Annotated in this window: 10 protein-coding genes and 1 tRNA gene; all 11 read right to left on the minus strand. The window is 62.3% G+C overall.

All coding sequences use genetic code 11. The annotated features are described in order from the left end of the window. Positions 1-58: 58 nt before the first annotated feature. Entirely contained in the window at positions 59-2,059 is a 2,001-nt protein-coding gene (locus CORGL_RS05945) for an NAD(+) synthetase (RefSeq protein WP_013709012.1), read from the minus strand. 88 nt (positions 2,060-2,147) lie between these two features. Next, positions 2,148-2,510, minus strand: a complete 363-nt coding sequence (locus CORGL_RS05950) for a desulfoferrodoxin family protein (RefSeq protein ID WP_013709013.1) — start codon at positions 2,508-2,510, stop codon at positions 2,148-2,150. Positions 2,511-2,702: 192 nt separating this feature from the next. Beyond that, positions 2,703-3,686, minus strand: coding sequence for a hypothetical protein (locus CORGL_RS10010; protein WP_013709014.1), 984 nt, complete (start codon positions 3,684-3,686; stop codon positions 2,703-2,705). 201 nt (positions 3,687-3,887) lie between these two features. Then, positions 3,888-4,826 (minus strand): aldo/keto reductase, encoded by a 939-nt coding sequence (locus CORGL_RS05960; RefSeq protein ID WP_013709015.1) that lies wholly within the window; start codon positions 4,824-4,826, stop codon positions 3,888-3,890. A 620-nt stretch (positions 4,827-5,446) separates the two neighbouring features. After that, positions 5,447-6,748 carry an MSCRAMM family protein gene (locus tag CORGL_RS05970; RefSeq protein WP_013709016.1) on the minus strand — a complete coding sequence of 434 codons (1,302 nt, stop codon included), beginning with the start codon at positions 6,746-6,748 and terminating at the stop codon, positions 5,447-5,449. A gap of 343 nt (positions 6,749-7,091) precedes the next feature. Next, positions 7,092-7,178, minus strand: a tRNA-Leu gene (locus CORGL_RS05975). A 240-nt stretch (positions 7,179-7,418) separates the two neighbouring features. Further along, positions 7,419-8,870 carry a glycoside hydrolase family 1 protein gene (locus CORGL_RS05980; protein ID WP_013709017.1) on the minus strand — a complete coding sequence of 484 codons (1,452 nt, stop codon included), beginning with the start codon at positions 8,868-8,870 and terminating at the stop codon, positions 7,419-7,421. Next, positions 8,867-9,193, minus strand: coding sequence for a PTS lactose/cellobiose transporter subunit IIA (locus CORGL_RS05985; RefSeq protein ID WP_013709018.1), 327 nt, complete (start codon positions 9,191-9,193; stop codon positions 8,867-8,869). Before CORGL_RS05985 ends, CORGL_RS05980 begins: the two co-directional genes overlap by 4 nt. 18 nt (positions 9,194-9,211) lie before the next feature. Continuing rightward, positions 9,212-10,504, minus strand: coding sequence for a PTS sugar transporter subunit IIC (locus CORGL_RS05990; RefSeq protein WP_013709019.1), 1,293 nt, complete (start codon positions 10,502-10,504; stop codon positions 9,212-9,214). A gap of 23 nt (positions 10,505-10,527) precedes the next feature. Continuing rightward, the gene (locus CORGL_RS05995) at positions 10,528-10,836 is read right to left on the minus strand and encodes a PTS sugar transporter subunit IIB (RefSeq protein WP_013709020.1); all 309 of its coding nucleotides are present in this window, start codon (positions 10,834-10,836) and stop codon (positions 10,528-10,530) included. 55 nt (positions 10,837-10,891) lie between these two features. Next, complete coding sequence (locus tag CORGL_RS06000; RefSeq protein WP_083809995.1) at positions 10,892-11,197, minus strand: HPr family phosphocarrier protein; 306 nt, start codon at positions 11,195-11,197, stop codon at positions 10,892-10,894. Between the last annotated feature and the right edge of the window lie 113 nt (positions 11,198-11,310).

Below are 11,310 nucleotides of genomic sequence, written 5' to 3' on the forward strand. Positions count from 1 at the left end.
AACGCGAACATCTGTTCTAATATAGCATGATCGGCAGCGCGCGACGGCGGGATCTCGATCAGTTCTGTGAAAAGAACGGAAGGTTGCGCGACGACGGATCCGAGGGCGGGTGCGTCGGCGGAGTCTGCGTGCCACCTGGTCCGCCGTGCCCATCGTCGCTGTCGGCCATTCTGTTGATGGCGTCTTGAATCTGGCTCTCGAAGTGCTCGAAGCTCTCCCGCATGCGCTGCTGGCCCTCGGCCGAGCTGAGCTCCTCCACCTGCTCGGGTGTGAGCCCGAACAGACCACCCACCAGTCCCATGATCTCACCGCGCATCCGCTCACCGCTTCGCGCTGCGCGGGAGCGGATGCCCTCGATCTCGCCGACAGCGATATCGTGGGCCGACAGCAGCTCATCGCCGTTGCGCCCCATATCCGACCAAGCAAGCGAACGGGGCCAATCGCGCTCGACGAACGAGCGCGCGGAGATGATCGGGGCCATGGGCAGCATGCGCCTTGCGCTCTCACCGCCGCGAACGAACATGAGCAGCAAGGCGACCGCCTCGGGGTTCTTCTCGACCTGCGGGATCTCCTCGAACGGACAGGACCGATCGACGTGCGCCTCGAGCACGGCGTCGATCTCGTGCGGCTCGAGAGCGGTCAGAACCTGCGCCATGCGCTCGCGGTACTCCGGGTGATCGCGATTGCTCACGACCATCCAGACGAGGATCTCGGCCATCGATTGCTTCACCGCCCGCAGATTCACCGCGCCCTCGGGTATCGTCGGAGCCAAGCGGTTGCGCTCCTTGGCCAGAAACTCGAGCGTCGTCAGGTACACATCTCCGAAGGGCGCGACCATCCCCTCATAACGAGCCGCATGCAAAGGAGCGGCCAGGGCGGCATCGGTCTTCGAAATGGGGCTCACGGCCAGGGCGTCCGCCTGCTGGGCGACCTCATCGAGCAGCACGCCGGTGATCTGCCCTGCGCGCATCATGTCGCCGGAGAGCGCAGACGAGCTCGCATCCCGACCGAAGGCGGAGGCGCCTGTCCGCTCCACGAGTTGAATATGGAGGTTTCGCGCGAACGCGCGGATCGACTCCGCGCGCGAACGCTCATCGGAATCCCTCTGCGATGCGGACGCGCCGAGATCGACGATAAGACCGATCACGTTGCGCGGACCGAGCGCATCGACGCACAGCGCGCAGAGAAGCGAGCTCGAGAGATCGTTCGAGAGCACGAGGGCAACCTTTTCGCGTCCGCTCGCGCGCACGGAATCTCTGAGGGAGATGCGAAGCGCTCCCCAGATCCACTCATTTCGACTGTAGCCGGGCAGCGAGGGCTCCCGCTCGTCTTCGATGGCAAAGGTCCCATGGTGCACGTCTTGCACGAGCAGGGACTCCTCGAAGCACGGAGCCGCAGCCACCACGCGCCCGATGTCGTCCATGACAAAGGAGCCCCCGGTGTAGACCACCTCATCGAAGCCGCCCACCGGCGCGACCCAAGCGAGCCACACGCCCTTTCTCGAGACGACGTCCGGCACCCGACTCCGCTCGATCGCGGCGACCGCCGCCGTCGTCTCATCGGAGGCGTCGAATGCATTGACCTGAAAGGATATGACAAGATCGCAGCCCGTGGGGACCTCCTCGATATCGTGCTCGAGATCGAAGGTCGCCGCGATGCGCACGCCGGCCACATCGAACACCGGGGGCGTCCAAACGATGGGCGCGGCGGCCTCCCGGCGCTGCGCGAGCATGCTGCGCGTGGGGATGAGTCGCCCGTCCTTCAACATGAACAATTCGAACAGCGGAGCATCGAGATAGTTGACCGTCGCTGGCACAAGGCAGGTGATATCGGTCGAAGCCAGCCGCTCAGAAAGCTCGCCGAGTGCGCGAACCATGCTGTGCTCAAAATTGGGCGATTCAAGAAGTCCGCCGGCATTCACGCCTGTGAACAGGGGAAAGGGAGTGCACAGCAACCGAGCGCCCTGCTCGGCGGCAAGGTGCGCCTGCTGCTCTATGCGTGCGCAGATTCCCTCGATGTCACCGAGGCGGGCATCGATCTGGGCAAGTGCGATCTTCAAGCACAAACCCCCTTCAGTCCAAGAAGGGCCACCGGCGGCGGCCCTTCGCGATCCATCCGTTGATCCGAGACGCGTGCCGGGGTCTGACTTAGAAGTCCGCCTTCCACAGCCCGTGGATGTTGCAGTGCTCATACACCGTACCGGACTTCGCGCCGCCCGCGAAGAACGTCGTCGGCGACTGCCCCGGTTTCAGCTCATGGATCTCCAGGCGATCGGGGGTCACGAGGGCAATCCACTCGATGTGGTGCTCTTCGATCATGGGGTGCTCGACCTCGCCGATCTGAACGTGGATGATGTGTCCGTCACGCTGCATCTCGACAACGGGCACGTGCTTCTCCTTCACGGCGTCCACCGTGTTGACATCGAGCTTGTTGAAGCCCTCAGGAGTGGGGGCATCCGTTTTCAGCGATACAAAAATGTTACCTTCGGAATCCTTGAAAAAGTCAGCCATCGCCGATCCCTTCTCTGCTATTGGATAGAACTCTATATCATTATGCCCAGTGATCGGCACTCCTATCCGCAGAAGAGCAAATGCAGCGAACGCACATCCCTTGTCGACGCGAACGGCAAAGCGAGCTCGAACATGAGAAGACCGAGCGGGCTCGATGAAGATGCACCGGCCCGCTTGGCCGACAAGCGAAAGCTAGCCGCGATATCCACCGCGTCCACCGCGGTCGTCATGACCACCGAAGTCCCGGCGCGGACCGCGATCGTCGCGTCCGCCGAAGCCGCCGCGTGAGCCGCCCCGGTCGTCGCGGCCTCCGAAGCCGCCGCGTCCCCCGCGGTCGTCACGGCCTCCGAAGTCCCGGCGCGGACCGCGATCGTCGCGTCCTCCGAAACCGCCGTGGGATCCCCGATCGTCGCGTCCGCCCCTTCCGCCGAAGCCGCCGCGCGAGCCGCCCCGGTCGTCGCGTCCGCCGAAGCCGCCGCGTCCCCCGCGGTCGCCCCTGTTGTCGCGGTCCTCGTCGAGGCCCATGGCGACGAGGGGATCTATGACCTGAGCGAGATCGGAGATCAGTCGCTCGGCCACCTCGGCGGAAAGCTGAGGAACGAGCTTCTTGCGCTTTTTGCCCTGTGCGGTCGCGATCTCGATTGCATCCTCGCTGGCGAAGACGACGACCTTTCGCATGTCGTCCTCCTCGGGCTCGATGCGACCGACGATATCGTGCTTCTCCGCGCTTCGGAGAAGGTCATCGACCTCGCGAAGGCGCATGCCGAGTAGGTCTGCGATCTCCTTTTGCTCCATCCGAGGTTTCAGCTCGAGAAGTTTGAGCGCGCGTATCAGATCGCCCAGACGCGCACCGTCGGCCTCGGCCTCCTCGTGGACCATGGAGCGGCGATTCCGAAGCAGCCGCGCCGCTCTGTTCACCTTGTCGAAGAGCTCTCCGTCCAGATCGGTCGAAGGCTTTTCCCGCTCCCCTGTCGCCGGAGCGGCCGTCGGCTCCGATTCGCCTTGCTCCTGCGCTGCGGTATCACAATCCGGACAGGCGGGCGCCTGCTGCGCAGCGGGTCCGCCCGCCGCAATCGTCGAGCTCTCGGTCTCAGCCGTCTCGGCTTCCGTGAGCGTCTCGGGCGTCTCCTGCTCGGATGCGCTCATCATCTCTTCGTTCTCGCTGTACTCAGACATGCAAATCCTCCTGCGCCCCACCGGCGCTCATCATATGGCGCTCCGTTCTCGCGCCATCCCAAAGCCTCTCGGCTGCACCTATCATTTTAGGGGCGCACGCGAGCGAGACGGCCCACAGCCCCGTGCGCACACAGGAACGGCAAGGCGCGCCCCTCTGTGCGCGCCCGGGACTCATCAAGCCTTTCGGCAAACCTCGCTGCGCTAGGGCAGCTCGTTGCCGGCTGCGGTGTAGAGGTCATACCACTCCTGCCGGTCCAGATCCACACCGGCCCCGGCTGCGACCCGGGCGATGCGCTCGGGATTCATCGAACCGGAAATGACCTGTATCTTGGCGGGATGACGCAGGATCCAAGCGGTGGCCACGCCCTCCTTCGTGACGTCATGCGCCTCGGCGATCTCGGCGAGCTTCTTGTTCAGCTCGGGAAACTTGGGATTGTCGACGAAATGACCCTCGAACATGCCGTACTGCATCGGACTCCACGCCTGAAGGGTCATCTGTCGCAGCTGGGAGTAGACCAGCGCCCCTCCGTCGCGATCGATCGCCTGATCATCAAGCATGTTCTCGTGCACCTGGACCTGAACCATGCCGGCATGCTTGAGTCCGAACTGCAGCTGGTTCACATCAAGCCGCTGATGCAAGGCCGCTTGGAGCATCTCGACGGTCCAAGGGCCGACGTTGCTCACGCCGAACCGGAGCACCTTGCCGGTCTCCGCCAGTTCATCTATGGTCGCAGCGAGCTCGTCGACATCAACGAGCGTGTCGAAACGATGCAGCAGCACGAAATCCACGTAGTCGGTCTGCAGCCGCCGCAGTTCCTGATCGATTGAATCCACGAGGTGGTCGTGGGAGAAGTCGTAGTGTGACCCGTGCTGCGCGTCCTCATTGTGAACGATGCCGAACTTCGTCTGCACCTCGATCTGAGACCGATCGACGCTGACGTCGCGCAGCGCCTGACCCAGGGCAGCGGAACTCATTCCGTCGCCGTAGACGTCTGCGGTGTCAAAGAAGTCTATACCGGCTTCGAGCGCCGCGTCGACCACGCTTCTCGCCTCTTCGCGCGTCTTGTCAGCCATGCGCATGACACCCATCGCCACGCGGCTCGCCTCGATGCCGGATGTTCCGATCTGCTGGTATCGCATTTGCGGCTCCCTTCGCCAGCGCGCACATCGGCGCGCACCTGTGAGTACGCGGCAGAGTATGCCCGGATCGCAACGGAGATATCATGACGGCGCGATCGCGAGGGTTTCACCATCGCGGCCCGGCTGTCATGCGGGCCCTGCGCGCCGAGTCCAGGTGATGTCATCTGCTCAAAAGAGAGGGGCAGCCGCCAAGGTGGCCGCCGCCCCGTCGCAGATGGTCTCACAAGCTGACAGGGGGATGCCAACACGGCTGTCACGGCAGTACCTCGCTGCTGGGTCGGTGCTGCCGATCGTACGGCAGGTGCCGCGGGGAACCGTAAGGCGGGGATCATGGACCATCTGCATGATCCATCGTAACATGCGCGACCGCGAGGATATCAGAGATAAGAATCATTTAAGTATCGCAGGGCCGGTTCTTTGAATCGCGAAGTCAGCGCGGCACTCTCCGTCCGGGTCGAATCCGCGGCCCGGACGGACGCTGTGGCGCGCGACATGCCGCTCAAGAGAGGCGGGCGAAGGGATCCCGCTGATCCGGTCCGCGCAAAACGCACGAGAAGTCTGCGATTTCGCCGACGGCAGATACCCGCGGAGCGGCGGGATCTCTCGCCGAAGGCATCCGGCTAGCGCGCGGTGCTCTGCCCGGACGCGGATCCGGCTTCCGCGGCGGAAGCCGACCCGGCCGCCGCAGTGCCCGCCGCCCCGGCTTTGACGGAGTTCGTCGCAGAGCCTTTCGCCGCAGCTTTCGCATCGGGCTTCGCAGCGGCTTTTGCGGTAGGCGTCGTCGTGGCTTTTGCAGCACCCTTCGCCGCGGCATTCGCATCGGGCTTCGCCGCAGCTTTCGCGTCGGGCTTCGCAGTGGCTTTTGCGTCGGGCGTCGTCGTACCGGCACCCGTCTGCACCGGGACCTTCTCGAAGTACAGGGCCAGGCGCACCGCGCCCTCCCCGACGCGCTGCCCGTCGACGCGGACGGCCCCGGACTGATCGATCACGATCACGTGCGAGAACGCGGCCCTGCGGAAGCCGGCCGGCACCTCGGTTCCGAACAGGTGGTAGGTGCCCGGGACCAGACCGTAGAGGCGCAGCTCGCCGTCGGCGCCGGAGCGCTGCGGCCAGGACGCCCGCTCGGTCTTCGCCTCGTCGGTGTAGGCCTCGACCCCGGAGGCGGCGTCGCCGTCGCGCGAGCCCAGGACGTAGGCGGCCCCGGCCACCGGGGCGTCGCCCTCGGTGAGGCTGCGGACGACGAGATCCCTGGAGACCACCGGGACCTTCTCGAAGTACAGGGCCAGGCGCACCGCGCCCTCCCCGACGCGCTGCCCGTCGACGCGGACGGCCCCGGACTGATCGATCACGATCACGTGCGAGAACGCGGCCCTGCGGAAGCCGGCCGGCACCTCGGTTCCGAACAGGTGGTAGGTGCCCGGGACCAGACCGTAGAGGCGCAGCTCGCCGTCGGCGCCGGAGCGCTGCGGCCAGGACGCCCGCTCGGTCTTCGCCTCGTCGGTGTAGGCCTCGACCCCGGAGGCGGCGTCGCCGTCGCGCGAGCCCAGGACGTAGGCGGCCCCGGCCACCGGGGCGTCGCCCTCGGTGAGGCTGCGGACGACGAGATCCCTGGAGACCGAGGTCTCCCACTGGGCGTCGAGCACCTGGCCCGGGCGATCCGCGCGACCGCTCTGGCCGGCCGCCGCTGCGCTCTCGAGCTGCCGGGCAGCGGAGACGTCAGTGCCCGCGCGTCCCGTCTGCCCCCCTCGGGCGGGATTGGCCGGGTCGACGGTGACGAGACCAGCTCTGGGCACGTAGTCGGCCGCCGCCGCCACGCCCTGCGAGAGCACGGTTAGGCCAGCCGCCAAGACGCAGACGATCCCCAAGACGCGCGCTCTCGCGAGCACGCGACCGAAATGATTTTTCCTGCTCTTGCTTATCATCGTCACTTCTCCCTTTTCGCCGCGGCCATAAGTGCCGCGCCCCGATGCGCGACATCGAAACATCGCCGTAACATGCCAGCTGTTCGATGGGTTTTTTTATAGTATCACACATTTTGCTCGACCAGGGGTTGTATTTCAACCTCGAAGGTCGATTGGTTGAAACGCTCCTGAAATACCGATGAGGCCCCACGTGACGGTAACGCCGGCGACCCGAGGCCGAGAGATCGCACTGGGGTGGGTTCGCCACTCAAAGGTCATCACCGGATCGGCCTCTTGGGGCCGCCTTCAGCAGAAAGGAGCCCCGGTCCTCGGTCGAGGGCTCGGGGCTCCTTCATTCAGTCAATGGTGCGGGCGAAAGGACTTGAACCTTCATGAGCCGAAGCTCATATGGACCTGAACCATACGCGTCTGCCAATTCCGCCACGCCCGCTCACAGCCTCGATAGGATCCGAGGCGGGCATCATCATACCCTAGCCACACAGCGACCGCAAGAGCTTTTTCTCGGCTTGGGGCACGACCGATCAAGTCTTATTTTATTTGCGGTGTCATTTGGACTCCGAACGATTTCGAACCATGATGGCTCAACCCTGCTTGCCGGCAGCCGACGGGACCGGGGAGGCCAGTCCGCTCCCGCCTGCGCCTGGCAGACTCGGGCCGCAAAGGGAGCGCATCAATCGAGCTCGGTGCCGTTGCTTGCGATGACCCGCTGATACCATGCGAAGCTGTCCTTCTTTAAACGGACGCCACTGCCCTGCCCACGATCGTCGAGATCCACGTAGATGAAGCCATAGCGCTTGCTCATCTCTCCTTGGGAGCATGAGACGATGTCGATCGGACCCCACGAGGTGTAGCCGAACACATCAACGCCGTCGCGGATAGCCTCACGCATGGCCTCGATGTGCGCCTTGAGATAGGCGATGCGGTAGTCATCGTGCACGGTGTCGTCGACAACCTCGTCCAGCGCACCGAGACCGTTCTCGGCTATAAAGATCGGCAGATGATATCGATCCCAGTATTGGTTGAGCGAAATGCGAAGACCGATCGGATCGGTCGACCATCCCCACACCGATCGCTGCAGATGCGGGTTGTCGCGCGGCTGCTCGGGAGAGCGTGCGTCGATGATCTTCGAGTAGTAATAGGAGCAGGAGAAGAAATCAACCGGATGCATGCGCAGCAGCTCCAGGTCATCAGCGCTGGCGTCGAGCGCGATCCCCTGTTCGTTGAAATACCGTATCGCATATCCCGGATAGCAGCCGCGAACGAGCACGTCCGAGAAAAAGTAGTTTCTCATCTGGCGGTACCGCAGAGCGGCCAGCACATCGGCAGGTTCGCAGGTGGCCGCGTAGCTGGGATCGTCTCCGAGCATAACGCCGACCCGCGCTGCCGGATCGATCTCGTGTGCCAGCTTCACCGCCTCGGCGTTGGCGCAAAACTGATTGTGCAGCGCCTGATAGACAAGGGAGCCATCAGCCTCGATCGCGTCACGAAGCAGGCCGAGGCTCGCAAACTCGCCCCATCCGCCCAAGCAGTTGATCTGGTTGAAGGGGATCCAATACTTGACCTTGCCTCGATAGCGCTCGAACAGAACCCCGCACAGACGGACAAAGCAGGTCCTGACCGTGGAAGAAGCCCAGCCGCCGTACTTCAAGACGAGATCGACCGGCATCTCATAGTGCGAGATCGTCATCACCGGCTCGATGCCCAACTTCAGCATCGCATCGATCAGCCGATCGTAGAACCGCAGGCCGAGCTCGCATGGCTGGGAATCGTCGCCGTGCGGGAAGATACGGGCCCAGCTGATGGAGGTACGCAGACACGTGAAGCCCATCTCCGCCATGAGCGCCAGATCCTCTTGATAGGTGTGGTAGAAATCGATAGCGTGCCGACGGGGATAGTAGCCTGCACCGTCTGTCATCGCCGCCTCGATCTCATCGCGAGTATGGCTGAAGCCCACCACATTCGTACGGCTGTAGCGATCGGGCAGGATCTCGATGTCCGCGACCGAGACGCCCTTGCCATCGACATCCCAAGCCCCTTCGGCCTGGTTCGCCGCGATGGCGCCTCCCCACAAAAAGTGCTTCGGAAACCCCGTCGGTGGATTCATGTCAAGTTCGGTGCTCATCGGCTCGCCTCCAATTTGCGATAGAGTCTGATCATATTCATCGTTATGTTGACCTCGCTGTTGATGGTCATGAGCGTATCCTGCGCATGCGTGAACAGAAGCGTGGTGTGCAGCTCGTCATCGTTGATCGAATCTTGGATCATGTCCGTCTGCAAAACATGTGCCTTCGCGATCTCCTTTTTCGCCTGATGCAGCTTCTCCTCCACGTCTTGGACGGAAGCCTCGTCAAGGATAAGGTCGATCGCTTCCCCTAGAAGCTCGCGGCAGTCGCCCGCATGCAGGATGATCTGCATCGCGGCCTCGTTGAGCTGATCGTTCGTCATGTTGATTTCCTTATCTTTTCATGATCTCGCAGCGGAGACTGCGCGCTGGGACCTCTTCGCGACGAGTGACTCCTTCTTGTTACGATCGCCCTGCTCCTGAGCAACGCACTGCTTGTCGTAGACCTTGAAGAACGGATAGTAGACAATCCACGAAAGTGCGAAGATCACGAGCACAAGGATCAGGCCGGATATGGAGCGCGTACCGAGATAACCGACGAGGGGGCTCGGAAGATACCAGATGTTGAACGTTGCCGACGGGATCGGAACAAGCCTCCAAGCCATCGCGAGATAGGTCACGGTCGGCCCGATGATGCCGATAATCCACATGGGGACCATGAGCAGCGGATTGAAAGCGATCGGGGCACCGAAGACGAGCGGCTCATTGATGTTGCACAGCGAAGGGATGATCGTCGCGCGACCGATGACTCGCAGCCGCTCAGACTTCGCGAGCAGCAGCATGAATCCCAACGCAAGCGTGGAGCCCCCGCCACCGACAAGAAACAGCCTGACCGTCTCCGAGGTGTGGATGTTGATGGCGGCATGCCCGGCAGCGACCAGCGCCATGTTGTCGCCGATACCCTGCAGGCAGATCGCAGAGGTGATCGGATAGATGACCCAGGTGGAGATGCCGAACGTATAGAGAAACGCGTATCCGATGAAGTTGAGCAGCACAAACCCCCAGAAAGACTGACCGATCGTCAAAAACGGCAGGAAGATTAGGTAGATCATGTTAAAGATGCTGATATGCAGCACGAATGTGAAGATCCAACCGATGATGAGACACAGCGTGATCGGAATCAACGTGTCGAACCAGACTGTTATGAAATCAGGGATCGACGAATCCTCGCTGAAGAATGTGTGTTTGGCGAACAGATTCATGATTGCAGCCACGAACAGACCTGCCACGAGCGCTGCGACCATCCCACCCGTTCCCAAGCTTGAGAATACAAAGGTTACGTTGCCGCTATCATCAAAGGTGGGATAAGCCACCATGAGAAACATCGCCATGCCGGCCAGCCCCGCCTGACGAGAGGTGCGCTTATGCTTCTTCTTCTCCATGATCGTTGCGGGCACGAGGTAGGCAAGGTATAAACCCATCAAACCGAATGAGAAGTTGCTGAGCATGCTTATATCGGGCATGTTCGGAAAGACATCCCGAATGATATTGAACAGCGTAGCAAATGAGCCGATGAGAATGAGTGGCATCGCGTCGAGAATGGCCTCTTGCACTGCAGCAAGCCACGGATTGCGCGCGAGCCGATTCATCTTCGGCGCGAAGGAATCCGTCATCCACGCCATGAAAGCATCCATCGATAATCTCCCCTCGTCTCGTCTTATTCACTCAGATACGGCAGCATGAAATCGCAGACGGCCTCGCCGTCGAGGTTTCCGTAATCCGCTTTGGGGATGATCGCCACGGGCACGCCATAGGGTTTGGCGACCTCTTCAAGGTCACCGAGCATGTACGAGAGATGCGGACCGACCATGAGCAGATCGATCTGGTCGATGTAGTCCTCGATAACCGAATCGCTGCGTGCCTTGACGCTCCACTCCAGCCCGCGGGCCTTGGCGGCCTGCCGGATGTTCTTAGCCATGAAACCGCTGCTCGCCCCGGTTCCGCACACCAACAGGATCTCCTTCATCTTGTATCCTCCCAATTCCGACGCCTCGAGAGCGCCATCGCCGTACTCACCCTGGCTAGAACGTGCGCTCGCAAAATGCGCGGAGCGCGGGCGCGTCGTCTGCTTCCGTCTCCCCCTCGATCGAGAACTCGACGGCGTCGTGAGTCCGAACCCCGAGCGACATGATCGCGAGCATGCTCTTCGCGTCGACCTCCTTGTCGGCACCGCGCTTTCTCACGTGCACATCGGATGCGCATGATGCCGCGAAGCGAGCCAGATCGGCTGCGGGACGTGCGTGCAAGCCAACGGGGTCAGTAATTGTATGGGCAAACGACTTCATTGGCGACCTCCTCGGGTTTACGGGCGAACGAAACACTGTCATCCTCTATGATCCGCCTCAGCGCTTCCACTTGTCTCGTGCACCCTGACGGTGCAAAAACCAGATGTCCGAGCAGACTGCGAAATACGATTCGGTTATTACAATCGACGTAGTCT

It is taken from the genome of Coriobacterium glomerans PW2, from assembly GCF_000195315.1.
GTDB classification, from domain to species: domain Bacteria; phylum Actinomycetota; class Coriobacteriia; order Coriobacteriales; family Coriobacteriaceae; genus Coriobacterium; species Coriobacterium glomerans.